Below are 26,193 nucleotides of genomic sequence, written 5' to 3' on the forward strand. Positions count from 1 at the left end.
GTGTCGCCGCCGTCCAGCAGCCAGGCGTCGGCGGCGGTCGGGCCGCCGGCCAGCCGGGCGCCGCTGGCGCGCACGATGCGGCGCAGCTCGCGTTCCGGGGTGTCGGGGCGGAACACGACCACGATGCCGGCCCGGACCGGCGCCGCGGCGCCGAGCCCGCGGTAGGCCGTGCCCGCGTCCTGGCCCTGATCCGGGCGCACCAGCAGGGCCGCCAGCACGGCGATCAGGCAGCATTGCAGGGCCACCGCGCCGCGCAGCCAGCTGCGGTCGTTGGCGGCGATGCGCGCACCCCAGCGCGCCAGGGTGCCGGGCATGGACGCGGTCTGCGGCTGGTCGAGGCGTTGCTGCATGCGCGCCCAGGCGCGGTCGGGGTCGCAGCCGGGTGCCGGCCCCGAGCCGGGGCCCGGCCCGGCGGCCCGCACGGCCTGCAGCAGCGCGAGCTCGTCGCGGCAGCAGGCGCAGCTGCGCAGGTGGGTGCGCAGCCGCTCTTCCTCGCCGGCGTCCAGCGTGGCGTTGGCGAGCCAGGGCAGGGCTTCCTGCGCCGCCCTATGCTCTGCCGAAAAGGTCTCGTCGAGGCTCATGTCCTGCCCTCCAGTTGCCGCCCCAGCTGCAGGGCAAGGCGGCGGCGCGCATGGAACAGCCGGGTCTTGATGGTGTTGACGGGGCATTCCATGATGTCTGCGATCTCCGCGTAACTCATGTCGTGATAGAAGGTCAGCTGGAAGGCGGCGCGCTGCTCCAGCGGCAGGGCGGCGAGCGCGACGTCCAGCGCATGGCCGAGGCGCAGCTGCTCGAAGCGCCATTCGGGCTGCTCTTCTTCGGCGCCTTCCCAGGTGTCCGGGAAGGCCTCCAGCGGCTCGTCGAGTCCGTGCAGCGCCTTGCAGGCCTTGCGGTAGGCGATCGCGAACACCCAGGTCGAGAGCTTGCAGCTGCCGTCGAAGGTCGCCGCCCGCTGCCACACGACCAGCATGGTGTCGTCGACGATCTCCTCGATCGTGGCGGCGTTGCGCGTCATGCGGTGCAGGAAGCGCGTCAGCCGCGGAAAGTAGCTGCGGTACAGGATTTCGAAGGCATGCCGGTCCCCGGCCGCGATCCGGTCAACCAGGTCCGCCTCGCCATCGGACCGCTCATTCGCCTGCTGGTCCACGCATTCGGTCTCCACTGTTTCCGGTGAATACCCGGTTACCGCGCAAAGGTTCAATCGCATTGTTACACGGAAGGGCGCAGCCCGCGCCGGCCCGCACTTGCGTGCGCGGGCGAACGGATGACACAGCCGTTTGCCCGCATCATGCAGGCATGGACGACAAGGACGCAGACAAGCCATCGCCGGAAGCCGCCGCCTGGCTCTCGAAGCTGGGCCCGGGCCTGATCACCGGCGCGGCGGACGACGACCCGAGCGGCATCGCGACCTACTCCCAGGCCGGGGCCCAGTTCGGCTTCAACCTGCTGTGGACCCTGCTGCTCACCTATCCGCTGATGGTGGCGATCCAGGTGATCAGCGCCCACATCGGCCGGGTCACCGGCCGCGGCCTGGCCACCAACCTGCAGCGTTTCGCGCCGCGCCGGCTGGTCTGGCTGATCGTCGGCCTGCTGCTGGTCGCGAACGTCATCAACATCGCGGCCGACATCTCGGCGATGGGCGACGCGATGGCCCTGGTCGCTCCCGGCAAACCCCATTACTACGCGGTCGGATTCGGCGTGCTGTCGATCCTGCTGCAGGTCTTCATTCCCTACCAGCGCTACGTCAACCTGCTGAAATGGCTGACCCTGGTGCTGCTGGCCTATGTCGCCACCGTGTTCGTGGTGCGCGTGCCCTGGGGCGAGGTGCTGCATGCCACGCTGTTGCCGCGCCTGGAGTGGCACAAGGAATACCTGACCACCATCGTCGCCGTATTCGGCACCACCATCAGCCCCTACCTGTTCTTCTGGCAGGCTTCGCAGGAAGTCGAGGAGCTGCGCGCGGACGCCGATGCGCAGCCGCTGCGGCGTGCGCCGGAACAGGTGACGGCGCAGTTCCGCCGGATCCGCTTCGACACCCTGGTCGGCATGGCGGTGTCGAACCTGGTCGCCTTCTTCATCATGCTGACCACCGCCACCACCCTGCACGCGCACGGCACGCTCGACCTGCAGACTTCGGCCCAGGCCGCAACCGCATTGAAGCCGGTCGCCGGCGAACTGGCCTTCCTCCTGTTCGCGCTGGGTATCGTCGGCACCGGCCTGCTGGCGATTCCGGTGCTGGCCGGTTCGGCCGCCTATGCGATGGCCGGCACCTTCCACTGGAAGAGCAGCCTGGACTCCAAGTTCTCGGCGGCGCGCAAGTTCTACGCCATCATCATCGTCTCGACCCTGGCCGGGATCGGCATCAACTTCGCGCCGATCGACCCGATCAAGGCGCTCTACTGGAGCGCGGTGCTGAACGGCGTGATCGCGGTGCCGGTCATGGTGATCATGATGGCGGTGGCCTCGAGCACGAAGATCATGGGCGAGCTGAAGATCTCGGGCCGGCTGCGCGTGCTCGGCTGGATCTGTACCGGCGTGATGGCGGTCGCCGTGCTGGCGATGTTCGGGGCCGGGTTCATGCATTGACGGCTTCCCCCGCACGGGGGGAAAGGAATCTACTGGAAGGTGGTCTCGCGCTCCGGCGTGGCGCTGATGCGGTGGATCGACAGGTCGGCGCCGTCGAATTCCTGTTCCGGATCCAGGCGCAGGCCCACCGTCTTCTTCAGCAGGCCGTACACGATCCAGCTGCCGAGCCCGGAAATGACGATGCCGAGCACGGTGCCGACCAGCTGAGACCAGATGGAGACGCCGCCCAGCCCGCCCAGCGCGCGGCTGCCGAAGATGCCGGCCGCGATGCCGCCCCAGGCGCCGCACAGGCCGTGCAGCGGCCACACGCCCAGCACGTCGTCGATCTTCCAGCGGTTCTGCGCCAGCGTGAACAGCGAGACGAACATCGCGCCGGCGACCGCGCCGGTGACCAGAGCGCCGAGCGGATGCATCAGGTCCGAGCCGGCGCACACCGCCACCAGGCCGGCCAGCGGCCCGTTGTAGACGAAGCCTGGGTCGTTGCGGCCCATGACGAAGGCGGTCAGGGTGCCGCCCGTCAGCGCCATCAGGGAATTCACCGCCACCAGCCCGTTCATCTTGTCGAGGGTCTGGGCGCTCATCACGTTGAAGCCGAACCAGCCCACCGTCAGGATCCAGGCGCCTAGCGCCAGGAAGGGGATGTTCGAGGGCGGGTGGGCGGCGATGCGTCCGTCCTTCGCATAGCGGCCGCGGCGCGCGCCCAGCAGCAGCACCGCCGGCAGCGCGGCCCAGCCGCCCACCGCGTGCACCACCACCGAACCGGCGAAGTCGTGGAAGGGCGCGCCGAAGACGGTGTGCAGCCAGTCCTGGATGCCGAAGCGGTTGTTCCAGGCGATGCCCTCGAAGAGGGGATAGACCAGGCCGACCAGCACGGCGGTGGCGGCCATCTGCGGGTGGAACTTGGCGCGTTCGGCGATGCCGCCCGAGATGATGGCCGGGATCGCCGCGGCGAAGGTCAGCAGGAAGAAGAACTTGACGAGTTCATAGCCGTTCTTCGCCACCAGGGTATCGGTACTGCCGAAGAAGTGCATGCCGTAGGCGATGCCATAGCCGACGAAGAAGTAGGCGATGGTCGAGACGGCAAAGTCGATCAGGATCTTGACCAGGGCGTTGACCTGGTTCTTGCGGCGCACCGTTCCCAGTTCGAGAAAGGCAAAGCCGGCGTGCATCGCCAGGATCATGATCCCGCCGAGCAGGATGAAGAGCGCGTCGGCCCCGGTTTTGTAGGCATCCATGCAAGTCTTTCCAAAAAAGTGCGTGAAAACAGCGTTAGCACTTCTTGGTAGCAATAAGCGTTCCAATTTGGTGAAGGAAGGCCCTGAGAATGCACCGGCCGCGGGCGGAAGTCTCGTAGCGCCCCGTTCGCGTGCGTCTGCACTGCCGAGGTGCAGGCGTGCGCCAAAAAGGAACGTCTCAGCCCTTGACCAGGGCCTGGGCCGCCGCCGTCACCAGGTCGCGCAGCCACTTGTGCTCGGGCGACTGGTGCACCCGCTGGTGCCAGAGTTGATAGAAGCGCATCGGCGGGAACTTGATCGGCACCGTGAAGTTCTTCAGCGGCAGCGTCTTTTCGTAGAAGCGGATGAACTGGCGGCCGGTTGTCAGCACCAGGTCGGTCTGCGTCAGCATGTAGGGAATCAGGCCGAAGTAGGGCGACTCGACCGCCACCTTGCGCTGCATGCCCTGGCGTTCCAGGAAGGCGTCGATGACGCCGTGATAACCGGGCAGCATCGGCGAGGGCGCCACGTGCGGCAGGCTCAGGTAGTCCTCGAGCGTCATCGCATCGCCGGCCGTGCGGCGCGCGTAGGCACTTTCTGCGCGCATGGTGCAGATGATCGGGTCTTCGAACAGCTTCGAGATGTGCAGGTGGGCCGGCGGCTCGTCCCAGTTGGCGATCACGAGGTCGATCTCGCCGTCCGACAGCATGCGCAGGTAGTCGGTGCCCGGCCCCAGGTGGTGGATGGCGACCTTGCTGTTGGGCGCGCCGCGGCGGATCGAGGCCACCACGCTCGGCAGGAATTGGGTGTCCAGGTAATCCGGGGCGGCGATGTGGAAGGTGCGCGCCGCCTGCTCGGGCACGAAGGGCGACTTCCTGATGAACAGGCTCTCGGTTTCGTCGAGGATGCGCTTGGCCGGTGCGAGCAGGCTCTCGCCATGCTGGGTCGGCACCATGCCGCGCGCGCCGCGCACCAGCAGCGGATCGCCGGTCAGTTCGCGGAGCTTGCGCAGCGAGGCCGAGATAGACGGCTGGGGCTGGTTCAGCTTGAGGGCCACGCGCGACACGTTCTTTTCCACCAGCAGCAGGTAGAGGATGCGGATCAGGTGCAGGTCGAGGTGCTGGGGCAGGCTGCTCATCGGAAGGTCATATGCGTGTGCTTATGTCGAATATACGGTATTTTTCATGTTGAATAAATGGAAACCGGCGTATCGTCTCGTAATCACACGTGCAAAGGATGTGCATGGACTACCTGCTTCCGTATGGCCTCGAATGGATGAACCTGCTGGTGCGCTGGCTGCATGTCATCACCGGCATCGCCTGGATCGGCGCCTCCTTCTACTTCGTCTGGCTCGACAACTCCCTGCGGCCGCCGGCGCCCGGCAGCGAACTGGCGAAGAAGGGCGTGGCCGGCGAGCTGTGGGCCGTGCACGGCGGCGGCTTCTACAACCCGCAAAAGTACCTGGTCGCGCCTGCCGAGCTGCCCAAGGAACTGCACTGGTTCAAGTGGGAAGCCTATTCGACCTGGCTGTCGGGCTTCGCCCTGCTGACCATCGTCTACTACTTCAATGCCCAGGCCATGATGGTCGACCGCAGCGTGGCCGACCTGTCGAGCTGGCAGGCCATCGGCCTCGGTCTCGGCAGCCTGGTGGTGGGCTGGATCGTCTACGACCTGCTGTGCCGCTCGAAGCTGGGCAAGCACGACCTGGCCTTCGGCGCGGTGATGTTCGTTTTCCTGAGCGCGGCCGCCTGGGCGCTGACCCACTGGCTGAGCGGGCGCGCGGCCTATATCCACGTCGGCGCGATGATCGGCACCATCATGGTCGCCAACGTGGCGATGGTCATCATCCCGGGCCAGCGCAAGATGGTGGATGCGATGATCGCCGGCCAGAAGCCCGACCCCATCTACGGCATCCGCGGCAAGCAGCGCAGCGTCCACAACAACTACTTCACGCTGCCGGTGCTGTTCATCATGATCAGCAACCACTTCGCCATGACTTACCGCCACGAGCACGCCTGGGCGGTGCTGGCCGCGATCATGCTGGCCGGCGTCTTCATCCGCCACTTCTTCAACCTGCGCCACAAGGGCCGGGTCGAATGGAAGTACCCGGCCGTGGGCGTGGTGCTGCTGCTGGCGGTGGCCGTGGCGATCGCCCCGAAACCGCCGGCGGCGGCCCCGGCCGCAGCCGATGCCGGCGCGCAGTTCGCGGTGGTGCAGGGCATCCTGCAGCAGCGCTGCGTGTCCTGCCATTCGGCCCATCCGACGCAGCCCGGCTTCGCCACCGCGCCGGCCGGCGTGATGCTGGACAACCCGCACGGCATCACGCAGAACGCCCAGCGCATCTACCAGCAGGCCGTGCAACTGAAGGCCATGCCGCTGGCGAACATGACGAACATGACGGATGCCGAGCGGGCCCAGGTCGCGGCCTGGTTCGAGGGCGGCGCCAGAACGAAGTGAAGAAGTTGCTGTAGTTACAAAGCGAGGATTTTCCGGACCCTCTTGCTTGCTATCCTGCTGGTCCTTCAATTGCATCAAAGAAAGATCGGCTATGAATATCGCATACGTCCTCATGGCAGTGCTGTTGGTGCTCGCGCTGCTCATGGGGTTCGCACTGCGCAAGGCGAAGAGACGCGGCCCGGCGCCGGCCTACACCCGCCGCGCCATCATGACGGAAAACGAAATGGAATTTTTCGGCAGGCTGGTCGCGGCCCTGCCCGAGCATTACATCTTTCCCCAGGTAGGAATGGCGGCCCTGCTCGAATCCGCCGCCGCGGACCGCAAGCGCGCCCACGGCGACCGCCTGCGCATCGCGCAACAGCGGATCGATTACGTCGTCTGCAACCGGCGCTGCGAAGTCGTCGCGGTGGTGGAGCTGGACGACAAGACGCATTCGAGCGCGAAGGACCAGGTGCGCGATGGCCGCCTGGCGCAGGGCGGCTTCAGGACGGTTCGCTTCGAGTCGCGCCTGAAGCCTTCGCCGGCCGTGATTCGCGCCGCGGTCCTGCCGGCTGCCGTTCATGTTTCCGAGGTGGCTGCCTAATCCGGCTTCTCCTGAGGTGGCGCTTTGCGCGGCACGATCGCATACTGCGGCGCCGCGCTGTAATCCGGCTTGACGGCGCGCGCCTTGAACAGCGCCCAGGCGCGGCCGCCGGCTTCGCCGCCGGCGTCGGCCGCATAGGCCAGGGCCGGCTGGATGATGGCGGCGCTGCCGATGGGGCTGGCCGCGCCGCCCATCATTTCGCCCGGCTTGATCTTGAGCGCCTGGGCCATCTCGGCGCTTGCGCAGGTCATGCCGGTGGCTTCCGGGCGGCTCGCCTTGTAGACTTCGGCCATGGTCGGGTAGAACGGGGCTTTTTCGTCGTCGCGCACGATCATGTCGTACATCGAGGCTTCGACCCAGCAGCCGCCCGGCGCCGTCATGCGCGCGATCGGGAAGCGCGCCTTCCAGCCCAGCAGCCGGCCGGCCTCCGGAAAACCGAGTTCGGCCAGGTGGCCCGACACGGCGGTGAAGAAATCGTCCTGCCAGGGCGCGAGGCCGGTCTTGTTCTTGTAGACCACCGCATAGCTATGGCTGATGAAACCCAGTTTGGGGGCCCCCGGATCGTCCGTGTAGTGGGCGTTGTACCAGGCCAGGTTGTTGTCCAGCAGGCGGCGGAAATGGCTTTTCAGCGGATCGGCGTCGGGCACGATATAGGCCGCTTCGCCGAGCGTACGCATGCTCCAGGCCTGGCCGCGCACCTGCCCGGACGCCAGCAGCCCCTTGACGTTGCTGCGGTAGGGCGTGTAGATCGCGAACACGTTGTACATCGCCCAGAACTCCAGCTCTTCGAGATAGTAGAAGTCGCCGGTGACCAGGTAGGGCAGGTAGGCGAAGGCCGGCTGGTGCGCGTCGTCGTGGGCATAGCTCGTCTTGCAGACATTCCCGGCGCAGGTCGGCAGGCGTTCCGACTTGCCGGTCTTCGGGTTGAGCGTGTCGGTACCGGTGCCGATCAGGCCCATGTAGGGATAGTCGATCACGCTGATCGGCCTGCCGCTGCGCTGGTCGCGGTAGTGCACCGACCAGCTGCCGGCCAGGTCGGCCGTGCCCAGGGTGACCGTCTTCGCGCGCGGATCCATGCTGAGCAGGTAGGCGGCGGCCCAGGCGGGCAGCAGGCCGATGTCGTTGCGCGCACCGGTGGTCGGCATGTAGGCCAGCGCCAGGCCGATGCCCATCGGTTCGGTCTTCGGTCCGTTCCAGCCGGACCCGTAGTCCGCCAGCGCCTTGCCGGAAACGCGCACCGAGCGGTCGTAGTTCGGCAGCGCGCGGCTGGCGATCAGGTAGGCGCTGTCGTGGCGGATGTGGACGTCCGGGACCTCGCCCCACCAGAACACCTTGCGCCAGCGGGCCTGGTTCAGGTGAACGAGGTTGGTCTTCGCGTAGACCTCCTTGCCGCCCACCAGCACCCGCGCATCGTAGGCGATGTTGCCCGGCGAGGGCTCGAATGCCCAGGTGTTTTCCAGCGTGACGTCGACCCTGGCCTTGCCCAGCGTGCGGTACCAGCGCACGGCAAAATGCGCGGACAGGCGCGGATGCTCGGCGCCCTTGGCATCCTTCAGCGGCGCCGACACCAGCCATTCGGTGACCAGCGGCCCGTCCAGCCAGACCGCCGGCTTCTGGCGCAGCAGGCGGTCGGCGGAGGCCGTATAGACCTTGCCGTCGATGGTGGCGCTGACGGAGGCCGTGAAGCCGTCCTCGAGCAGGGCCGCCGGTCCGGCGCCGGCGGCAGGCCTGGCGCCCGCCTTGTCCTTCACCAGCACCAGGGTCTGGGGCTTGCCGCCGGCGGGCGGCAGGACGGCGCTGATCACCGCGTGGCGCAGCGAGCCGTCCGCATGCGTGGCCTTGACGTCCACCTGCAGCGGCACCTTGCTGCCGTCGGCCAGGCGTCCGGCCAGGCTTTCGCCGCGCCTGACGTCGCCCGGCGCGAACACCTGGCCGAAGCTCAGCGGAATGGCGGCCTTGTCCTTGCCCTCTTCGGCGTCGACCTGCACGCCGGTGATCGCCCCCTCGATGCCGGCCTTGAAGTCGATGTCGGCCAGGACGGCAGCGGGCTGCCGGGCGGCGCCTGACGAAGGCAGGCCGGCGGCGGGAGCGCCTGGCGCGGCCTTGCCGTAGCGGGACTGCAGCACCTTGGCGTCGTCGAGCTGGCCGGTCTCGGGCAGGCTCTGGGCCCGGGCGGCGGGAAGAAGGGCAGCGAGGAACAGGACGAACGCGGGACGGAATGCAGGCATGGCGGTGTCTGGGGCTGAAATGAAAAGGGCGCCTTGAGGCGCCCGATGCTGAAGCGCCCGAAGGCGCCCCGATCATACCGCTTATTGTCCAGCGGGCGCTTGCTTGAGCGTGCGCTCGAACAGCTGGTAGATGCGGCGGTACTCGTCATACCAGCTTTCCGGCTGGACGAAGGAGTGGCGCTCCATCGGATACGGCGCCAGTTCCCAGTGATCCTTCTTCAGCTCGATCAGGCGCTGGGCCATGCGCACCGAGTCCTGGAAGAACACGTTGTCGTCGACCATGCCGTGGGCGATCAGCAGGTGGCCCTTCAGGTTCTGCGCGTACTCGATCGGCGAGGAGACCTTGTAGGCTTCCGGGTCGAGCTCCGGCGTGTTCAGGATATTCGCCGTGTACTCGTGGTTGTAGGTGGTCCAGTCGGTCACCGGACGCAGCGCGGCGCCCGACTTGAACACCTCCGGCGCGCGCAGCAGGGCCATGAAGGTCATGAAGCCGCCGTAGCTGCCGCCGTAGATGCCGACGTTGTTCGCATCGCCCTGCTGGTTGGCGACCATCCAGTTGACGCCGTCCAGGTAGTCGTCCAGTTCCGGGTGGCCCATCTGGCGGTAGATCGCGCTGCGCCATTTGGCGCCATAGCCTTTCGAGGCGCGGTAGTCCATGTCCAGCACCACGTAGCCCTTCTGCACCAGCAGGTTGTGGAACATCTGCTCGCGGAAGTAGGGCGTGTAGCGGTGCGAGACGTTCTGCAGGTAGCCGGCGCCGTGCACGAACATCACCACCGGATACTGCTTGCCCGGCTCGAGCTGGGCCGGGCGGTAGAGCTTGGCCCAGATCGGCTCCGCGCCGTGGGTGGACGGCACCGTCACGAACTGCGGCTGGATCCAGTCACGGGCCTTGAAGTCGGCGGTGCGGGTGTCGGTCAGCCTGACCGCCTCGCCGCCGTTCGACGGCAGGGTGGCGATCTGCGGCGGGAGGTAGGGGCCGGAATAATGCACCAGCAGCTTGCGCTGGTCCGGCGACAGGCGGAAGTCCTCGACGCCGCCATCCAGCTTGCTGACCTCGCGGGTGGCGCCGTCCTTTGCGTTGACGACGCAGACTTCATAGGTGCCCGGATCCTTGCGGTTGCAGAGCAGCCAGGCGGTGTCGCCGTCGCGCGACCAGGCCACGTCCTGGGCTTCCCACTTGCCCTGGGTGAGCGCGCGGGTACGGCCGGCGCCGTCCAGGGTGTAGAGGTGGGAGTAGCCGGTTTCCTCGGACAGGTACCAGAGCGTGGTGTCATCCGGCAGCCAGCCGAATTCGCTGTTGTCGAAGTTGACCCAGGCCTGGTCCGTCAGGCGGTGCACCGGCTTGAGCGCGGCGTGCGGCAGATCGACGGTGGCGATCCAGCGGTCCTTGTTGTCGACCGAGCGCAGCATCACGGCGGCGTTCGCGCCATTGGTGCTCCAGACCACGGTCTCGCCGTCGAAGCCGATCTTCACCGGACGGTTGCCCTTGAGCGGATCGAGCTTGCGCTCGGCACGCAGGGAGGCCAGCGGATCGTCCTTCACGCCCGGCAGGACGTCGAAGGACAGGTCTTTCACCTCGCGGGTCTGCAGGTCGATGAGTTTGAGGCCGTGCGGACGCGGATCCTTGCGGCCGACGCGGGTGCGCTCGTCCGAGGTCTCTTCATAGCCGCTCTCCGTCACGTAGCGCGGCATCTTGCCGACGCGGCCCTTGTCGGCATCCTTCGGGCCGGTCACGACCAGCAGCCAGCGGCCGTCCGGCGACAGGTGGGTGTTCACGATGGCCAGCTTGTCGCCCAGGTAGATCGGGGCCGGGGCGCGGGTCGGATCGACGCGGCGCTCTTCCTCCTCACGGGCGCGGGTGGCGTCGCGATCAGTCTTCTGGCGCTTGAGGGTGGCGATCAGGCGCAGCTGCATGTCGCGCAGCGCATCCGGATCCTGGACGGCCGGGTCCTTGGCCGCGCGCGGCAGCGCCAGCGGCGACACCAGGCGGCTGGCGCGGTCCCAGCTGGCCCAGTCGTCACCGACGCGGAACTGCACGCTGCGGCCGTCGGCGGAATACTGCACGGCGGCGATGGCGACGCCGCTGGCGCGCGAGATCTGTACCAGTTCGCCGCTCTTCAGGTCGCGCTCGAAGAGGTCGCCGTTGCGCACGAAGGCGGAGCGGGTGCGGTCGCGGTTGTAGACGACCAGCCAGCCGTCCAGTTTGGCGAACTCCGCATCCTCGACCCTGCGCGCCTTGTTCAGGCCGGACGTGGCGCCGGTCTGGTAGACGTCGCGCAGCGGCGATCCGGCGCGCTTCTGTTTATACAGGACCTGCTTACCGTCCCAGCTCCACCATGCGTTTTCCACGGGGTTGCCGATCCAGTCGGGCTGGGCCATGGCCTGGTCGAGGGTGACGGGTGTGCCGGCGTCGGCTGCAATGGCCGAGGTGAGGGGAACTGAGGCCAGCAGCGCGGCAAGGATGGTGAGGGCGGAAGCGGAGACAGGAAGGCGCATCGTCGGTTGTCTGAGTAGAAATTGCAAAAAAGCATTCTAGCTCAGCCGACAGTGATGCAGCGTGGATTCGATTTGCAAAAAACAACGCCCGGCCAATGCCGGGCGTGTGGAGACGCGAGCAACAACCAGGAAAGCTTAGCGCAGCTTCTCCAGGCGCGACGGGTCGCCGATCCACATTTGCGGGTGATCCGCGATCCACAGTTCCGACGGCGCGGTCACGGTCGGGTTGCGGATGAAGAACACGATGCGGGTGACGATGGCCAGGGCCGAGATGGCAACGGTGACGTATTCGACTGGGGTCATGATGGTGTCCTGTGTGAATTACTTAATTACTTGGAGGCGAAGTGGCGCAGCTCGGCCGACAGGCTCGGGCTATGCGATTCGGCGGCGGCTGCCAGCGACAGCATCTCGCGGCGGCTTGCCTGCTCGTCGCGCTTGGCATCGTGGGCGAACCAGCCGCCGTGGGCGACATAGAGTTCGATGGCGAAGGCGCGGATGTTGCGAGCGGTTTCTGCGAGTTGGTGGCGCAGACCTTTGCTCTGCGCCTGGGTGATCGTTGCGGTGCTCATTGTTTTCTCCAATAAATACTGTGTTGTTGCGGTGCAGTATAGGGAACATCGAGACATAAGTGAACTTTTACTTTGTGATGTTCTCCATCATCATAGTGAATATTTCTTGTTGGGTAACTGTGGCTCGTCCTTACTTCGGTTATGCGCCTCGGAAATATCTCTCTGGCCCGGAACTTGCATATTCCCAAGGCATGAAATCGCCACCTCCCGTTCCGCGCACCCTGCGCATCGTCGTGGTCAACACCACACAAGGCACCGGCGAACAGGCCGCGGCGGCCCAGGCGCGGCGCAACACGGCGTTGCGCATCGGGTTGCTGGAATCGGGCTACGACATCGTCGCCTCGCTGCCGGCCGATATCTTCCTGCCCGAACGGATCGCCCAGATCCAGCCGGACATGATCATCATCGACAGCGAATCCGCCGCCCGCGACGTGCTTGAGCACATCGTGATCGCCACCCGCGACGAGCCGCGCCCGATCGTGCTGTTCACCGACGACCAGGATCCGTCCAGCATGGACGCCGCGATCGGCGCCGGCGTGACGGCCTATATCGTGGCCGGGCTGCAGGCCGAGCGCGTGAAGCCGGTGCTGGACGTGGCCCTGGCCCGCTTCCGGCGCGAGCGCAAGCTGCTCGACGAACTCTCCGACACCCGCCGCCAGCTGGCCGACCGCAAGCTGGTCGAGCGCGCCAAAGGCGTGCTGATGGCGCGCAGCGGGCTCAATGAAGAAGAGGCTTACAGGAAGCTGCGCAGTATGGCGATGAACCGGAAGCTGAGGTTGGCGGAGGTGGCGCAGCGGGTGCTTGACGTGGAAGACCTTCTATAGCGCCGTCCTAAGGAACTAACATGAAAACCACCCTCCAAGCCGGCTTCATGCCGCTCACCGACTGCGCCCCCCTGATCATGGCCTCGGTACTCGGCCTCGACGAGAAACACGGCATCAAACTCGCCCTCAGCCGCGAACACTCCTGGTCCGGCATGCGCGACCGCCTGCTGAACGGCAGCCTCGACGTCGCCCACGTGCTCTACGGCCTGGTGTACGGCGTCGAGATGGGCATCGGCACGCGCGCGGTGCCGATGGCGGTGCTGATGAATTTGTCGCGCAACGGCCAGGCCATCACCCTGTCGCGCGCGCTGGGCGAGGCCGGGGTGACGGACGGCGCCGCGCTGGCGGTCCAGGTCCGCAGGAGCCGCCGGCGCTTCACCTTCGCCCACACCTTCCCGACCGGGAACCACGCGATGTTCCTGTATTACTGGCTGGCCGCGAGCGGCATCGATCCGCTGCGCGACGTGCAGATGGCGACGGTGCCGCCGGGCCAGATGGCGGCCAGCCTGGCGGCCGGACATATCGACGGCTTCTGCGCGGGCGAGCCCTGGGGCGCGCGGGCGGTGCTGGACGGCAGCGGCTTCACGGCGGCCACCAGCCAGGACATCTGGCCGGACCATCCCGGCAAGGCGCTGGGCGCCACCGCCGCCTTCGCCGACGCGCATCCGCAGGCTTGCCGCGCGCTGGTGGCGGCGCTGCTGGAAGCGGCGCGCTGGATCGACGCCTCGCCCCTGCACCGCGACGCCACGGCCGAGGTCCTGGCCAGCCCGGCCTATGTGGACGCCGGGCGCGCCACCATCGCCGCGCGCCTGCACGGACTCTACGACGATGGCCTGGGGCGGCGCTGGCAGGACCCGGATCCGCTGCGCTTCCACGCCGGCGGCGAGGCCAACTTCCCCTGGCTCTCCGACGGCATGTGGTTCATGACCCAGCACCGGCGCTGGGGCCTGCTGCGCGAGGATCCCGACTACTATGCCACCGCCGCGCGCGTGAACCGGGTCGGCCTGTACCGCGAGGCCGCCGTGCTGGCGGGCGTGGCGGCACCTGCCGCGTTGCTGCGTTCCTCGGTGCTGGTCGACGGCCGGATCTGGAACGGCCGCGACCCCGCCGCTTATATCTCGTCCTTCGCGAACGGTGCGCCGCGCCCTGTTTTCGGGCATGGTGCACCGCAATGAAGCGATCCAGCTGACGCTATTCCGGCGTGCCAGAGGGAAGGGCGTCTGGCACGGCTCTTGCAGATACTCTCGCCAAGAGCGTTAGGCGCTCCAGGATCAACGGCGATCCCTTGAAACATATCCAGCCGGTTCAATGAGGAACCGGCGCACAGGACAACGGCGTCCGCTGCACCCGAGCACATATGAAACGTGTTCGGCCAGGCAGCGGACGCCTTTATTTTTATCGGGAGCGATCATGGCCGGCAAAGCGAATCACCTACAGTTGTTCTCCATCGGCACGCCACAGATGCGTGCCTTCCACCTGACCTGGGTGGCCTTCTTCATCTGCTTCTTCGCCTGGTTCGCCTGCGCGCCGCTGATGCCGGTCATCAAGGGCGAATTCCACCTGTCGGTGTCCCAGATCGCCGACATCAACATCGCCGCGGTCGCCATCACGATCCTGGTGCGCCTGCTGGTCGGCCCGCTGTGCGACCGCTTCGGCCCGCGCAAGACCTATACCGGCCTGCTGGCAATCGGTGCGATTCCCGTGCTGGGCGTGGCCATGGCCCAGAGCTACGAGAGCTTCCTGCTGTTCCGCCTCGGGATCGGCGCGGTCGGCGCCAGCTTCGTGATCACGCAGTACCACACCTCGGTGATGTTCGGCCCGCGCGTGGTCGGCACCGCCAACGCGGCGGCGGCCGGCTGGGGCAACAGCGGCGGCGGCGTGGCCCAGGCCACCATGCCCCTGCTGATGGGTGCCATGGTCATGCTGGGCGTGAGCGAGACCATGGGCTGGCGCGTGGCCCTGCTGGTGCCGGGCGTGCTGATGCTGGTGATGGCCGTGGTCTACTGGAAGTTCACCCAGGACTGCCCGGAAGGGAATTACGCCGAGCTGCGCGCCGCCGGCATTCCTTTCGAAGCCAGCGGCAAGGGCGGCTGGGCGAGCTTCGTCCAGGCCTGCGGCAACTACCGCGCCTGGCTGCTGTTCGTGACCTATGGCGCCTGCTTCGGCATCGAGCTCTTCATCCACAACGTCGCCGCCGTGTATTACGTCGACCATTTCGGCCTCTCGCTGAAGGCAGCCGGCATGGCGGCCGGCAGCTTCGGCCTGCTGGCCCTGTTCGCCCGCGCCCTGGGCGGCTGGCTGTCCGACAAGGCGGCCGCGAAGGGAGACCTGAACAGCCGCGTCAACCTGCTGTTCATCCTGATGGTGGGTGAGGGGCTGGGCCTGCTGTGGTTCTCGCAGACCGGCAGCGTGGTGCCGGCGATCGCCGCCATGCTGGCCTTCGGCCTGTGCACCCACATGGCCTGCGGCGCCACCTATGCGCTGGTGCCCTTCGTGAACCGCAAGGCGCTGGGCGGCGTGGCCGGCATCGTCGGCGCCGGCGGCAATGTCGGGGCGGTGCTGGCCGGCTTCCTGATGAAAGGCACGGGCGACGTGCGCCAGACCCTGCTCATCCTCGGCGGCGCCGTGCTGGTCTCGAGCGTGTGCGCGATCGGCGTGCGCTTCTCCAGCACTGCCATCGACACCGCGGCACCGGCCGCAGCATAAGGAAAGCGCATCATGAAACTCATCGTCATCGGCCACGGCATGGTGGGCCACAAATTTCTCGAGACTCTGTATGCCGATGCCGGCGCCTCCTCCTTCGAGGTGACGGTCCTGTGCGAGGAACCGCGGCCGGCCTACGACCGGGTGCACCTGTCGGCGTTCTTTGCCGGCCGCAGCGCCGACGAACTGTCGCTGGTGGCGCCGGGCTTTTTCGAACGCCCGGGTTTGACCCTGAAGCTGAATGCAAAGGCGGTGGCGGTCGACCGTGCGGCCAAGACCGTGACCCTGGCCAGCGGCGAAGTGCTCGGCTACGACAAGCTGGTATTCGCCACCGGTTCGTCCGCCTTCGTGCCGCCGGTTCCGGGCCGCGAGCGCGCCGGCTGCTTCGTCTACCGCACCATCGAAAACCTCGAAGCCATGCTGGCCCACGGCGGGACGGCGCGTTCGGGCGTGGTCATCGGCGGCGGCCTGCTGGGCCTGGAGTGCGCGAAGGCCCTGCGCGACATGCGGCTCGAGACCCACGTGGTCGAATTCGCGCCACGCCTGATGGCGGTGCAGGTCGACGAACTGGGCGGGCGCATGCTGCGTTCCCATATCGAGGCACTGGGCGTGACCGTGCACACGCAAAAGAACACGCTGCGCATCGTCGACGGCGAGTCGGCCATGCACCGCATGGAATTTGCCGACGGCAGCTTCCTCGAGACCGACATGATCGTGTTCTCGGCCGGCATCCGCCCGCGCGACGAGCTGGCGCGGGCCTGCGGCCTGGAGCTTGGCCCGCGCGGCGGCATCGCCATCGACGATGCCTGTGTCACGTCCGATCCGGACATGTACGCGATCGGCGAGTGCGCGGCCTGGCAGGGGCAGACCTTCGGCCTGGTCGCGCCGGGCTACGACATGGCGCGCACGGTGGCGCGCGCGCTGCTCGGCCAGGAAGGGACGTTCGGCGGCGCCGACATGAGCACCAAGCTGAAGCTGATGGGCGTGGACGTGGCCTCGATCGGCGATGCCCACGCGGCGACGCCGGGCAGCCGCAGCTTCCAGTTCAGCGACGAACGCAAGCGCGTGTATAAGAAAATCGTGGTCTCGGACTGCGGCAAGCGCCTGCTGGGCGCGGTGCTGGTCGGCGATGCGGCCGAATACGGCAGCCTGCTGCAGACCATGCTGAACGGCCTGAAGCTGCCCGCGGCGCCCGAGTTCCTGATCCTGCCGGCGGGCGAGGGCGGTGCGCGCCCGGCGATCGGCGTCGACGCGCTGCCGGCCACGGCCCAGGTCTGTTCCTGCAACGCCGTCAGCAAGGGAGCAATCCTTGACGCGGTGGCGGGCGGCGCCTGCGATATCGCCGCCGTCAAGGCCTGCACCAATGCGGGCACCGCCTGCGGCGGCTGCGTGCCGCTGGTGAACCAGATCATGAAGGCGGAAATGCTTCAACGCGGGCTGGCGGTCAGCAACCACCTGTGCGAGCACTTTCCGTACTCGCGCCAGGAGCTGCACCACCTGGTCCGTGTCGGCGGGCTGCGTTCCTTCGGCGAGCTGCTGCGCAAGCACGGCAAGGGCCTGGGCTGCGACATCTGTAAACCCGTGGCGGCCAACATCCTGGCCTCGACATGGAACGACTTCGTGCTGAAACCCGAGCACGCCAGCCTGCAGGACTCGAACGACTACTTCCTCGGGAATATCCAGAAGGACGGCAGCTATTCCGTGGTGCCGCGCATGCCGGGCGGCGAGGTCACGCCGGACGGCCTGATCGCGGTGGGCCAGGTAGCGAAAAAGTATGGCCTGTACACCAAGATCACGGGCGGCGCCCGCGTCGACATGTTCGGCGCCCGGGTCGACCAGCTGCCGGCGATCTGGGAAGAGCTGATCGCGGCCGGCTTCGAGTCCGGCCACGCCTACGGCAAGTCGCTGCGCACCGTGAAATCCTGCGTCGGCTCGACCTGGTGCCGCTACGGCGTGGGCGACAGCATGGCTTTTGGCGTCGCGCTGGAGAACCGCTACAAGGGCCTGCGCGCGCCGCACAAGATCAAGTTCGGCGTGTCCGGCTGCACCCGCGAGTGCGCCGAAGCCCAGGGCAAGGACGTCGGCCTGATCGCCACCGATAAAGGCTGGAACCTCTACGTGTGCGGCAACGGCGGCATGAAGCCGCGGCACGCCGAGCTGCTGGCCTCGAACCTGGACGAAGCGGCGGTCGTCAAGCTGGTCGACCGCTTCCTGATGTTCTACGTGCGCACCGGAGACAGGTTGCAGCGCACCAGCACCTGGCGCGAGGGGCTCGAGGGCGGCCTGGACTACCTGAAGCAGGTGGTGGTCGAGGACAGCCTGGGGCTGGGCGCCGAACTCGAAGCCGACATGCAGCGCGTGGTCGACAGCTATGCCGACGAATGGAAGAACGCGGTCGAGGACCCGGCCGTGCGGGCGCGCTTCCGCAGCTTCGTCAACAGCGACCAGCATGACGACAACGTGGTCTTCATGCCGGAACGCGGCCAGCAAAGGCCTGCGACGCCGGAAGAACGCCGCTTCATTCCCATCATTCGTAGCGCCTGATCATCGAGGAGAATCGACATGCATCGCGATATTCAATTAAACCAGTGGAACGCCATCTGCCCCCTCGAGCGCATCGTGCCGGATACCGGCGTGTGCGCCCTGCTGAACGGGCGCCAGGTGGCCGTGTTCCGCGTCGGTGCGGAGTCCCCGCGCCTGTTCGCCATCGATAACTATGATCCGAATTCGCACGCCGCCGTGCTGTCGCGCGGGCTGATCGGCAGCATCGGCGAACGCGTGGTGGTGGCCTCGCCGATCTACAAGCAGCACTTCGACCTGCGGACCGGCGAATGCCTGGAGGTGCCGCAGCACTCGGTGTCCAGCTATCCGGTGCGGGTCCAGGACGGCCAGGTCTGGGTAGGGGCCTAGCATGGACAAGCCATCGCTGGTCGTGATCGGCAACGGCATGGCCGGCATGCGCACGGTCGAGGAACTGCTCAAGCTGGACCGCGACAGGTACCGCATCACCGTGTTCGGCGCCGAGCCGCACGGGAACTACAACCGCATCCTCCTGTCGCCGGTGCTGGCCGGCGACAAGACGGTCGAGGACATCATGCTGCACACGCGCGAATGGTATGCGGAGCATGGCATCACGCTGCACGCGGGCGATCCGGTCGTGCGCATCGACCGCCGGCGCCGTACCGTGCACGCGGCCTCGGGATTGGCCGTCGCTTACGACCGGCTGCTGGTCGCCACCGGTTCGAAACCCTTCATCGTGCCGGTACCCGGCCACGAACTGCCGGGCGTGATCGGCTTTCGCGACCTGCACGACGTCGACGCCATGCTGGCGGCCGCGCGTGCCGGCGGCCGTGCGGTGGTGATCGGCGGCGGCCTGCTGGGACTGGAGGCCGCCAACGGCCTGCTGCGTCGGGGCATGGAGGTGACGGTGGTGCACGTGACCGCCAGCCTGATGAACCAGCAGCTCGATGCTCCCGCCGCCGAGCTGCTGCGCGCCTCGCTGGAGCGGCGCGGCCTGCGCATCCTGCTCAGCCGCCAGACCGCCGCCATCGAAGGCGAGGGAAGAGTGCAGGCGCTGCGTTTCGACGGCGGCGAGAGCATCCCGGCCGACCTGGTCGTGATGGCGGCCGGCGTGCGGCCCAACGTCGCGCTGGCGAAGGAAGCCGGCCTGCACGTCGAGCGCGCGATCGTGGTCGACGACACCCTGCAGACCTACGACCCGCGCATCTATGCCGTCGGCGAATGCGTGCAGCACCGCCGCGCCACCTTCGGCCTGGTGGCGCCGATCTGGGACCAGGCCAGGGTCTGCGCGGCCCACCTGGCGGGCGCCGGCCACCGCCGCTACGTGCAGCAGGCCACCGCCACCAAGCTGAAGGTGACGGGCGTCGACCTGTACTCGGCCGGCGACATCGTCGGCGGTGAGGGCAGCGAAGACCTGGTGCTGCGCGACCGCCGCGGCGGCGTCTACAAGCGCCTGGTGGTGAGCGGGCGCCGCCTGCTGGGCGTGGTGCTGTACGGCGACGTCGCCGACGGTCCCTGGTACTTCGAGCTGATCCAGAACCGCAGCGACATCTCTACCATCCGCAACCACCTGCTGTTCGGCCAGGCCCAGGCCCTGGCGGCGGCATAACCGGAATTCCGCATGAAGCTGTCCGCCATCCCCACCACCGTTCGTACCACCTGTCCCTATTGCGGCGTCGGCTGCGGCGTGCGCGCCCAGGTCGGCCAGGACGGGCAGCTCGCCATCGCCGGCGACGACACGCATCCGGCCAGCCAGGGCCGCCTGTGCGTGAAGGGCTCGGCGCTGGGCGAGACCGTGGGGCTGGAGGGCAGGCTGCTGGCGCCGATGCTGCGGGACGGCGGCGCCTTGCGCGAAGTGTCGTGGGACGAGGCGCTCGGCAACGTGGCCGAAGGCTTCCGGCGCATCGTCGCCGAGCACGGCCCGGACGCGGTGGCGCTGTACGTCTCGGGCCAGCTGCTGACCGAGGATTACTACGTCGCCAACAAGTTCATGAAGGGCTATATCGGCAGCGCGAACATCGACACCAATTCGCGCCTGTGCATGTCCTCCGCCGTGGCCGGCCACAAGCGCGCCTTCGGCGAAGACATCGTGCCCGGCTGCTACGAGGACTTCGAACTGGCCGACCTGCTGGTGCTGGTGGGCTCGAACGCGGCCTGGTGCCATCCGACCCTGTACCAGCGCATCGCGCGCGCCAGGGAAGCGCGGCCGCAGATGAAGATCGTCGTGATCGACCCGCGCCGCACCGCCACCTGCGACCTGGGCGACCTGCACCTGCCGCTCAAGCCGGGCAGCGACGTCTGGCTGTTCAACGGGCTGCTGGCGTATCTGGCGACCCGGGACGCGCTCGATGCCGGCTTCGTGGCCGCGCATACGGCCGGCCTGGGCGACGCGCTGGATGCGGCGGGGCAGGCCGGCAGTCTGCTGGACGTGGCCAAGGCCTGCCGGCTCGATCCTGGCCAGCTGCTGGCCTTCTACGAGCTGTTCGCGAACACGGAGAAGACCGTCACCGCCTTCACCATGGGCGTGAACCAGTCGTCCAGCGGCGCCGACAAGGTCAACGCCATCATCAACTGTCACCTGGCCACCGGCCGCATCGGCCGTCCCGGCATGGGCCCTTTCTCGCTGACCGGCCAGCCGAACGCGATGGGCGGGCGCGAAGTCGGCGGCCTGGCCAACATGCTGGCGGCCCACATGGAGCTGGACGATGCCTCCCAGCGCGCCGCCCTGCAGGCCTTCTGGGATGCGCCGCGGATGGCGGACAAGCCGGGACTGAAGGCGGTCGACCTGTTCCGCGCGATCGAGGAGGGCAAGGTCAAGGCCGTGTGGATCATGGCGACCAATCCCCTGGTCAGCCTGCCGGATGCGGACCAGGCCCGCCGCGCGCTGGCGAAGTGCGAGCTGGTGGTGGCCTCCGACATCGTGGCCGGCACCGACACCAATGCGATGGCCCACGTGCTGCTGCCGGCCCTCGGCTGGGGCGAGAAGGACGGTACGGTCACGAACTCCGAGCGCTGCATCTCGCGCCAGCGCGCCTTTTTATCCGCGCCGGGGCAGGCGAAGGCGGACTGGGAGATCGTCTGCGAGGTCGCGCGCCGCATGGGTTTCAACGGCTTCGATTTCACTTCGCCGCACCAGATCTTCGACGAGCACGCCCGCCTGTCGGGCTGGCAGAACGGCGCCGGCAGCCAGCGCCGCCGCCTGTTCGACATCAGCGGCCTGGCCGGGATGACGCGCCGCGAATACGATGCCCTGGCGCCGCTGCAGTGGCCGGTGCGCCGTCCCGGCGACAGCGCGAAGCGCCTGTTCGGCGAGGGCATGTTCTCCCATCCGGACGGCAAGGCGCGCTTTGTCGCCACCCGCGCCCGGCTGCCGGCGCACGCGCCCGACGCCGACTATCCGCTGGTGCTGAACACTGGCCGCGTGCGCGACCAGTGGCACACCATGACGCGCACCGGCCGCTCCGCCAGGCTGGCCGAGCACGTCGCGGAACCCTTCGTCGACCTGCACCCGCAGGACGCGCTGCTGTGCGGCGTGAAGGAGGGCGAGCTGGCGCGCGTGAGCAGCCGCTGGGGCGCGAGCGTGGCGCGGGTGCGGCATGGCGGCGGCATCGCGCGCGGCAGCGTCTTCATGCCCATCCACTGGAGCGGCCAGACGGCTTCCGACGCGCGGGTCGGCGCGGTGGTGAACCCGGCGGTCGACCCGGTCTCGGGCGAGCCGGAATTCAAGCACACGCCGGTACGCATCGAACCCTTCGGCGTGCGCTGGTACGGCTTCATCCTCAGCCGCGCCGCACTGCCGCTGGAAGATGCCGCCAACTGGACCCGCATCCAGGGAAGGGACTTCATCCGCTACGAGCTGGCCGGACGCCATCCCTTCGCCGAAGCGGCCGGCTGGGCGCGGCGCCTGCTGCGGGTGGAAGACGACGACGCCGACTGGATCGAACTCGAAGACCGAAGCGGCGGCGTCTACCGCGCTGCCCACCTGCTCGACGGCCGCATCGAGGCCTGCCTGTTCGTTTCGCAGCGCCAGGACCTGTCGGCGCCCGGTGCTCCGTCCCGGAATTGGCTGGCGCAGATGTTCGGCAAGGAGGCCTTGACGCAGCAGGACCGCATCGGCCTGCTGTCCGGCCGCGCGAGGGAGCAGGGCGCCGATCCGGGACCGACCGTGTGCTCCTGCTTCGGCGTGGGCCGCAACACCATCCGCATCGCCATCGAGAGGCACGGTTTGCGGGACGCTTCGCAGGTGACGGCCTGCGTGAAGGCCGGCGGCAATTGCGGTTCCTGCGTGCCGGAGATCCGCGCGCTGCTGGCGGATGTGCATGCAGCGGAAAAGGAAAGGGTTTGAACCGTTCGGGCGGCGAATCCTGCATTCCATCTCAAAAAGACAATATGGCGGGGACTTCATGCTTACAATGATTTCACCTTAACCCCCACCGAGAGTATGCAATGCGTCCATTCACACTTGCAGTTGCCGCCGCCCTTTCCATCGCCGCCGCCGGCGCGCAGGCGGAGAGCGAGGTCCGCACCACGCCGGCCTTCACCTCGATCAGCGTGCAGGGTCCGATCAGCGTCACCGTGGACGCCGGCAAGGCGCAGTCGCTGACGGTGCGCGGCGACCCCCGTTTCCTCAAGGAGCTGACGAGCGAAGTCGTGAATGGCGAACTGCGCCTGCACATGCGTAACAAGAGCTACAGCACCAAGGATGGCGACCAGCGCATCGCCATCACCATGCCGGAGCTGCGCGCCATCGCCGTCGAAGGCGCCGGCGAGATCAAGCTGAATCACATCCGCGGCGAGCGCCTCGACGTGAACTACCGTGGTGCCGGCAGTATGGGCATCAACGGCGAAGTGAAGACCTTCAAGATGCAGGCCGAAGGCGTGGGCGAAGTCGATTCGAGGGCCCTGATCGCCAACGATGTCGACATCCGCTTCCGCGGCATCGGCGACGTCAAGGTCTATGCGAAGAACCGGCTCGACGCCGTCGTGCAGGGCATGGGCAGCCTGACCTATTACGGCAAGCCGGCCACGGTCAATAAATCGGTCGGCGGCATCGGTTCGGTGAAGGCCGGCGACTGAGTTCAGCCCGGCGGCAGGATCCCGAAAGCCTGCGGCACCGCCACCTTCATGATGTCGATGAAGCGCCGCAGCCGCGCCGGATAGAAGCGCGCCGGCGGATAGATCAGGTGGATGGGCAGCGGCGCGGCATGCCAGTCCGGCGTCAGCTGCACCAGGCGGCCGGCCTCCAGTTCTTCGCGCAGCGCCCAGGAGGAGCCGAGCGCCACGCCCACGCCCAGCATGGCCGCATTGCGCATCGCGTACAGGTTATCGGTGAACATGCGCGGCTGGATCGGAATGCGCAGCGTCTCGCCGCTCTGGCCGTGGGTCAGCGCGACCTCGTTGCGGTAGAAGGGGAAGACCGAGATCCAGGGCAGGGCCGCCAGCTGCTCCGGGTGGGTGGGCACCGCGCCGCCTTCCAGCACGGCGGGCGCGCACACCACGATGCGCGGCACCTCGCCCAGCCGGATCGCCACCACCGAAGGGTCGGGAATGTCGCCGACCCGGATCGCGCAGTCGATACCTTCGGCGATGAAGTCCGGGGTGCGGTCGTGCAAGGTCCAGTCGACCGTCATCTTCGGATAGCGCTTCAGGTACTCCACCAGCGGCGTCACCAGTTGCTGCTGGCCGAAGGCGTGTGGCGCGATCACACGCAGCAGCCCGACCGGTTCCTCGCCGGCGCCGCGGATCTCGCTCTCGAATTCCTGCCAGCCGGCGATCAGCTCCTTGGCCCGCGTATAGCAGCGCATGCCGTCGTCGGTCAGCTTCATCGCATGGGTGGAGCGCTGCAGCAGGCGCACGCCCAGCGATTTCTCCAGGGTCTTGAGACGCCGGCTGATGGTCGGCTGGGTGGTCTCCAGGAGCCGCGCCGCCGCCGACAGGCTGCCGGCCTCCACGATGCGAACGAAGGTCTCCACGAGCATCATGCGATCGGCGGTGGAAACAACGCCGTTGAGGTCAAGGTTCATACGTTCATCGTATAACACTTCGACGTTACGCGCGTCTACCATACGCGGGCCGTACTGACGATAATGGCAGCATCCTCAAAGCCAACAACAACACATCGCCATGAATTCCGCTACCACCACCGTGAAACCGGCCCAGCCGCATCTATCGTCGTCGCTGACCTTCCTGCTGGCCGGCGGCACCGGCCTGACCGTCGCCGCCCTCTATTACAGCCAGCCGACGCTCGGCGTGCTGGCCGGCGACCTGCACGCGAGCCCGCGCCAGATCGGCTGGATCCCGACCCTCACCCAGTTCGGCTACGCGATCGGCCTGCTGCTGCTCGCGCCGCTGGGCGACCGCTTCGACCGCCGCAACATCATCCTGCTGAAGGCCGTGATCCTGTGCGCGGCGCTGCTGCTGACCGGCCTGGCGCCCGGCCTCGGCGTGCTGCTGGCGGCCAGCCTGCTGGTCGGCCTGTTCGCCACCGTGGCCCAGGACATCGTCCCCGCCGCCGCCACGCTGGCCCCGCCGCACGAACGCGGCAAGGCGGTCGGCACCGTGATGACGGGCCTGCTGATGGGCATCCTGCTGTCGCGCGTGGTGAGCGGCTTCGTCGCCGAGAACTTTGGCTGGCGCACCGTGTTCATTGCCGCCGCGGTCAGCGTCGCGCTGCTGGCGGTGGTGCTGGCCAGGGGCCTGCCGCGTTTCGCGCCGACCAGCACCCAATCCTATCCGGCGCTGCTGAAGTCGCTGGCCCACCTGTGGGCCCAATATCCGAAGCTGCGCCAGGCGGCGCTGGCCCAGGCCCTGCTGGCGCTCGGTTTCTCGGCCTTCTGGTCGACCCTGGCCGTGATGCTGCACGAAGCCCCGTTCCACCTCGGTTCGGCCGCCGCCGGTTCCTTCGGCCTGGCCGGCGCCATGGGCGCCCTGGCCGCGCCCTTCGCCGGCCGCCTGGCCGACCGACATGGCCCGGCCCGCGTCATCCGCATCACCGTCGGCGTGACCGTGGTCTCGTTCGCATCGATGTTCCTGATGCCGCTGCTGCCGGCGCCGGCCCAGCTGGCCCTGCTGGCCCTGGCCACGGTCGGCTTCGACCTGGGCGTGCAGGCCAGCCTGATCTCGCACCAGACCATCGTCTACGGCATCGCACCGGAAGCGCGCAGCCGCCTGAACGCGATCCTGATGACCTGCATGTTCGTCGGCATGTCGCTGGGCGGCCTGCTGGGCGCCCAGGCTCTGGCGGCCTGGGGCTGGACCGGCGTGGTGCTGCTGGCCACGGTCTCCTCGATCGGCGCGCTGCTGGTACGCCTGCGGGCCCGCAACTGAGGGAAATCAGCCCGGCGGCGGGGCAGTATTGACCGCCAGCTGCGCGGCGAAAGCGCGCCGGTAGGCCGGGCGCGCTTCGCCGCGCGCGACATAGGCGGCTAGGTTCGGAAACTCGGCCAGGATGCCGGACGACCTTGCCCTCAGCAGCACCGACACCATCATCAGGTCGCCCGCGCTGAATGCGCCGTCGAGCCAGTCGGCATCGCCAAGGCGAGCGGACAGCTGCCGCAGGCGGCTGCGTACGCGATCCCCGACCAGCGGCAGGCGCTCCGCGGCCCATGGTTTGTCGCCCTCGAGGATCCTGGCGGTGAACAGGTCGAGGATAGGCGGCTCCACGGTATTCAGCGCCGCGAACATCCAGGTAATGGCGCGTGCCCGGGCATGCGCATCCACCGGCAGCAGGCCGGCAAAGCGCTGGGCGATATGGAAGACGATCGCGCCGGTCTCGAACAGCGCCAGACCGTCTTCCTCGTAGGTCGGGATCTGGCCGAAGGGATTGAGCGCCAGGTGGGCGGCTTCCTTCATCGCGCCGAAGGACAGCAGGCGCACCGCGTAGGGCTGGCCGGCTTCTTCCAGTGCCCAGCGCACGCGGGTGTCGCGCGCCAGTCCCTTGCCGCCGTCCGGCGAGCGTTCGAAAGCGGTGATGGTGATGCTCATGTGCGGGTCCTTTCGGCGATGGCGATC

22 protein-coding genes are annotated in these 26,193 nt (G+C 67.8%); 12 read left to right on the top strand and 10 right to left on the bottom strand.

Features of this window, described 5'->3' with window-relative positions; all coding sequences use genetic code 11:
* Together AB4Z32_RS14850 and AB4Z32_RS14855 are read right to left on the bottom strand one after the other, a co-directional pair.
* A partial coding sequence (locus tag AB4Z32_RS14850; RefSeq protein ID WP_442122625.1) for a zf-HC2 domain-containing protein occupies positions 1-581 on the bottom strand: 581 nt, incomplete at its 3' end.
* The gene (locus tag AB4Z32_RS14855) at positions 578-1,147 is read right to left on the bottom strand and encodes an RNA polymerase sigma factor (protein ID WP_442122626.1); all 570 of its coding nucleotides are present in this window, start codon (positions 1,145-1,147) and stop codon (positions 578-580) included. The genes AB4Z32_RS14855 and AB4Z32_RS14850, both read right to left, overlap by 4 nt.
* A gap of 149 nt (positions 1,148-1,296) precedes the next feature.
* Between AB4Z32_RS14855 and AB4Z32_RS14860 the strand changes: the two genes are divergently transcribed.
* Entirely contained in the window at positions 1,297-2,586 is a 1,290-nt protein-coding gene (locus tag AB4Z32_RS14860; protein ID WP_442122627.1) for an Nramp family divalent metal transporter, read from the top strand.
* A 29-nt stretch (positions 2,587-2,615) separates the two neighbouring features.
* On the opposite strand, the gene AB4Z32_RS14865 is transcribed toward AB4Z32_RS14860, so the two are convergent.
* Both AB4Z32_RS14865 and AB4Z32_RS14870 read right to left on the bottom strand, forming a co-directional pair.
* Positions 2,616-3,821, bottom strand: coding sequence for an ammonium transporter (locus AB4Z32_RS14865; protein ID WP_442122628.1), 1,206 nt, complete (start codon positions 3,819-3,821; stop codon positions 2,616-2,618).
* A 178-nt stretch (positions 3,822-3,999) separates the two neighbouring features.
* A complete protein-coding gene (locus AB4Z32_RS14870) occupies positions 4,000-4,938 on the bottom strand; it encodes a LysR substrate-binding domain-containing protein (RefSeq protein ID WP_442122629.1) in 939 nt (312 codons plus the stop codon).
* 104 nt (positions 4,939-5,042) lie between these two features.
* On the opposite strand from AB4Z32_RS14870, the gene AB4Z32_RS14875 reads away from it, so the two are divergent.
* Together AB4Z32_RS14875 and AB4Z32_RS14880 are read left to right on the top strand one after the other, a co-directional pair.
* Complete coding sequence (locus AB4Z32_RS14875; protein WP_442122630.1) at positions 5,043-6,257, top strand: urate hydroxylase PuuD; 1,215 nt, start codon at positions 5,043-5,045, stop codon at positions 6,255-6,257.
* A 112-nt stretch (positions 6,258-6,369) separates the two neighbouring features.
* Positions 6,370-6,840 (top strand): DUF2726 domain-containing protein, encoded by a 471-nt coding sequence (locus AB4Z32_RS14880; RefSeq protein ID WP_442122631.1) that lies wholly within the window; start codon positions 6,370-6,372, stop codon positions 6,838-6,840.
* Here the strand turns inward: AB4Z32_RS14880 and AB4Z32_RS14885 are convergent.
* The 4 genes from AB4Z32_RS14885 to AB4Z32_RS14900 all read right to left on the bottom strand — a co-directional run bounded on the left by AB4Z32_RS14885 (position 6,837) and on the right by AB4Z32_RS14900 (position 12,136).
* A complete protein-coding gene (locus AB4Z32_RS14885) occupies positions 6,837-9,068 on the bottom strand; it encodes a hypothetical protein (RefSeq protein WP_442122632.1) in 2,232 nt (743 codons plus the stop codon). The genes AB4Z32_RS14880 and AB4Z32_RS14885 overlap by 4 nt on opposite strands.
* Before the next feature lie 81 nt (positions 9,069-9,149).
* Complete coding sequence (locus AB4Z32_RS14890; protein WP_442122633.1) at positions 9,150-11,567, bottom strand: prolyl oligopeptidase family serine peptidase; 2,418 nt, start codon at positions 11,565-11,567, stop codon at positions 9,150-9,152.
* Between the two features lie 135 nt (positions 11,568-11,702).
* Positions 11,703-11,870 carry a hypothetical protein gene (locus AB4Z32_RS14895; protein ID WP_442122634.1) on the bottom strand — a complete coding sequence of 56 codons (168 nt, stop codon included), beginning with the start codon at positions 11,868-11,870 and terminating at the stop codon, positions 11,703-11,705.
* A 26-nt stretch (positions 11,871-11,896) separates the two neighbouring features.
* The gene (locus tag AB4Z32_RS14900; RefSeq protein ID WP_442122635.1) at positions 11,897-12,136 is read right to left on the bottom strand and encodes a hypothetical protein; all 240 of its coding nucleotides are present in this window, start codon (positions 12,134-12,136) and stop codon (positions 11,897-11,899) included.
* 191 nt (positions 12,137-12,327) lie between these two features.
* Here AB4Z32_RS14900 and AB4Z32_RS14905 point away from each other — a divergent pair, with 191 nt between their 5' ends.
* From AB4Z32_RS14905 to AB4Z32_RS14940, 8 genes are all read left to right on the top strand, one after another.
* On the top strand, positions 12,328-12,960 hold the full coding sequence (locus tag AB4Z32_RS14905; protein ID WP_442122636.1) for an ANTAR domain-containing response regulator: 633 nt from the start codon (positions 12,328-12,330) through the stop codon (positions 12,958-12,960).
* 20 nt (positions 12,961-12,980) lie between these two features.
* A complete protein-coding gene (locus tag AB4Z32_RS14910) occupies positions 12,981-14,135 on the top strand; it encodes a CmpA/NrtA family ABC transporter substrate-binding protein (RefSeq protein WP_442122637.1) in 1,155 nt (384 codons plus the stop codon).
* A 235-nt stretch (positions 14,136-14,370) separates the two neighbouring features.
* Positions 14,371-15,666 carry an MFS transporter gene (locus tag AB4Z32_RS14915; RefSeq protein WP_442122638.1) on the top strand — a complete coding sequence of 432 codons (1,296 nt, stop codon included), beginning with the start codon at positions 14,371-14,373 and terminating at the stop codon, positions 15,664-15,666.
* Between the two features lie 12 nt (positions 15,667-15,678).
* Positions 15,679-18,207, top strand: coding sequence for a nitrite reductase large subunit NirB (gene nirB, locus AB4Z32_RS14920; protein WP_442122639.1), 2,529 nt, complete (start codon positions 15,679-15,681; stop codon positions 18,205-18,207).
* Between the two features lie 18 nt (positions 18,208-18,225).
* A complete protein-coding gene (gene nirD / locus AB4Z32_RS14925) occupies positions 18,226-18,573 on the top strand; it encodes a nitrite reductase small subunit NirD (protein ID WP_442122640.1) in 348 nt (115 codons plus the stop codon).
* Between the two features lies 1 nt (position 18,574).
* The gene (locus AB4Z32_RS14930; protein ID WP_442122641.1) at positions 18,575-19,792 is read left to right on the top strand and encodes an NAD(P)/FAD-dependent oxidoreductase; all 1,218 of its coding nucleotides are present in this window, start codon (positions 18,575-18,577) and stop codon (positions 19,790-19,792) included.
* Positions 19,793-19,804: 12 nt separating this feature from the next.
* Positions 19,805-22,528 carry a molybdopterin-dependent oxidoreductase gene (locus AB4Z32_RS14935; RefSeq protein ID WP_442122642.1) on the top strand — a complete coding sequence of 908 codons (2,724 nt, stop codon included), beginning with the start codon at positions 19,805-19,807 and terminating at the stop codon, positions 22,526-22,528.
* 101 nt (positions 22,529-22,629) lie between these two features.
* Positions 22,630-23,259, top strand: coding sequence for a head GIN domain-containing protein (locus AB4Z32_RS14940; RefSeq protein ID WP_442122643.1), 630 nt, complete (start codon positions 22,630-22,632; stop codon positions 23,257-23,259).
* Positions 23,260-23,261: 2 nt separating this feature from the next.
* Here the strand turns inward: AB4Z32_RS14940 and AB4Z32_RS14945 are convergent, their stop codons facing one another.
* Positions 23,262-24,206, bottom strand: coding sequence for a LysR family transcriptional regulator (locus AB4Z32_RS14945; protein ID WP_442122644.1), 945 nt, complete (start codon positions 24,204-24,206; stop codon positions 23,262-23,264).
* Positions 24,207-24,306: 100 nt separating this feature from the next.
* Here AB4Z32_RS14945 and AB4Z32_RS14950 point away from each other — a divergent pair, with 100 nt between their 5' ends.
* Entirely contained in the window at positions 24,307-25,509 is a 1,203-nt protein-coding gene (locus AB4Z32_RS14950) for an MFS transporter (RefSeq protein WP_442122645.1), read from the top strand.
* 6 nt (positions 25,510-25,515) lie between these two features.
* Here AB4Z32_RS14950 and AB4Z32_RS14955 read toward each other — a convergent pair whose 3' ends face one another.
* Positions 25,516-26,166: a glutathione S-transferase family protein gene (locus tag AB4Z32_RS14955; protein WP_442122646.1), complete on the bottom strand. Its 651-nt coding sequence runs from the start codon at positions 26,164-26,166 to the stop codon at positions 25,516-25,518.
* Between the last annotated feature and the right edge of the window lie 27 nt (positions 26,167-26,193).

Origin of the sequence: Massilia sp. 2TAF26 (genome assembly GCF_052115005.1) — a bacterium.
Classification (GTDB): domain Bacteria; phylum Pseudomonadota; class Gammaproteobacteria; order Burkholderiales; family Burkholderiaceae_D; genus Telluria.

Excerpts from the sequence above, each read along its gene's own strand:
- AB4Z32_RS14865 (WP_442122628.1), bottom strand. The coding sequence starts at position 3,821 with ATGGATGCCTACAAAACCGGGGCCGACGCGCTCTTCATCCTGCTCGGC.
- AB4Z32_RS14955 (WP_442122646.1), bottom strand. The coding sequence starts at position 26,166 with ATGAGCATCACCATCACCGCTTTCGAACGCTCGCCGGACGGCGGCAAG.
- AB4Z32_RS14895 (WP_442122634.1), bottom strand. The coding sequence starts at position 11,870 with ATGACCCCAGTCGAATACGTCACCGTTGCCATCTCGGCCCTGGCCATC.
- AB4Z32_RS14935 (WP_442122642.1), top strand. The coding sequence starts at position 19,805 with ATGAAGCTGTCCGCCATCCCCACCACCGTTCGTACCACCTGTCCCTAT.
- AB4Z32_RS14950 (WP_442122645.1), top strand. The coding sequence starts at position 24,307 with ATGAATTCCGCTACCACCACCGTGAAACCGGCCCAGCCGCATCTATCG.
- AB4Z32_RS14940 (WP_442122643.1), top strand. The coding sequence starts at position 22,630 with ATGCGTCCATTCACACTTGCAGTTGCCGCCGCCCTTTCCATCGCCGCC.
- AB4Z32_RS14880 (WP_442122631.1), top strand. The coding sequence starts at position 6,370 with ATGGCAGTGCTGTTGGTGCTCGCGCTGCTCATGGGGTTCGCACTGCGC.
- AB4Z32_RS14905 (WP_442122636.1), top strand. The coding sequence starts at position 12,328 with ATGAAATCGCCACCTCCCGTTCCGCGCACCCTGCGCATCGTCGTGGTC.
- AB4Z32_RS14910 (WP_442122637.1), top strand. The coding sequence starts at position 12,981 with ATGAAAACCACCCTCCAAGCCGGCTTCATGCCGCTCACCGACTGCGCC.
- AB4Z32_RS14915 (WP_442122638.1), top strand. The coding sequence starts at position 14,371 with ATGGCCGGCAAAGCGAATCACCTACAGTTGTTCTCCATCGGCACGCCA.
- nirD (WP_442122640.1), top strand. The coding sequence starts at position 18,226 with ATGCATCGCGATATTCAATTAAACCAGTGGAACGCCATCTGCCCCCTC.
- AB4Z32_RS14945 (WP_442122644.1), bottom strand. The coding sequence starts at position 24,206 with ATGAACCTTGACCTCAACGGCGTTGTTTCCACCGCCGATCGCATGATG.
- AB4Z32_RS14870 (WP_442122629.1), bottom strand. The coding sequence starts at position 4,938 with ATGAGCAGCCTGCCCCAGCACCTCGACCTGCACCTGATCCGCATCCTC.
- AB4Z32_RS14930 (WP_442122641.1), top strand. The coding sequence starts at position 18,575 with ATGGACAAGCCATCGCTGGTCGTGATCGGCAACGGCATGGCCGGCATG.
- AB4Z32_RS14890 (WP_442122633.1), bottom strand. The coding sequence starts at position 11,567 with ATGCGCCTTCCTGTCTCCGCTTCCGCCCTCACCATCCTTGCCGCGCTG.
- AB4Z32_RS14875 (WP_442122630.1), top strand. The coding sequence starts at position 5,043 with ATGGACTACCTGCTTCCGTATGGCCTCGAATGGATGAACCTGCTGGTG.
- AB4Z32_RS14900 (WP_442122635.1), bottom strand. The coding sequence starts at position 12,136 with ATGAGCACCGCAACGATCACCCAGGCGCAGAGCAAAGGTCTGCGCCAC.
- nirB (WP_442122639.1), top strand. The coding sequence starts at position 15,679 with ATGAAACTCATCGTCATCGGCCACGGCATGGTGGGCCACAAATTTCTC.
- AB4Z32_RS14860 (WP_442122627.1), top strand. The coding sequence starts at position 1,297 with ATGGACGACAAGGACGCAGACAAGCCATCGCCGGAAGCCGCCGCCTGG.
- AB4Z32_RS14885 (WP_442122632.1), bottom strand. The coding sequence starts at position 9,068 with ATGCCTGCATTCCGTCCCGCGTTCGTCCTGTTCCTCGCTGCCCTTCTT.